Origin of the sequence: Caldibacillus sp. 210928-DFI.2.18 (genome assembly GCF_020554505.1) — a bacterium.
In the GTDB taxonomy this organism is placed as follows: domain Bacteria; phylum Bacillota; class Bacilli; order Bacillales; family Caldibacillaceae; genus Caldifermentibacillus; species Caldifermentibacillus hisashii.
This window is the reverse complement of sequence record NZ_JAJCHL010000315.1, coordinates 1-207: the sequence shown is the minus strand read 5'-3', so window position 1 is coordinate 207 and position 207 is coordinate 1. Positions and strand designations below refer to the sequence as shown.

The 207-nt window shown below is 47.8% G+C and carries 1 protein-coding gene; it reads left to right on the top strand.

Features of this window, described 5'->3' with window-relative positions:
• Positions 1-186, top strand: a 186-nt coding sequence (locus tag LIZ98_RS17900; protein WP_227203212.1) for a hypothetical protein, incomplete at its 5' end; no start/stop codon positions are given.
• Positions 187-207 lie beyond the last annotated feature (21 nt).

The following is a 207-nucleotide window of genomic DNA, read 5'->3' as shown; positions in this document are numbered from 1 at the left end:
TCGTCGCCAAAAAAGGGAGTTTCCCGGCTCAAAACGACGACGAGAACAAGTCTCGTCGCCAAAAAATCGAGTTTTCTGCCCAAAAATAGCGACGAGATTAGGGCTCGTCGCCAAAAACACGACTTTCTCACCCAAAACGACGACGAGATTAGGTCTCGTCGCCAAAAACATGACTTTCTGACCTAAAAACGACGACGAGAACAAGTC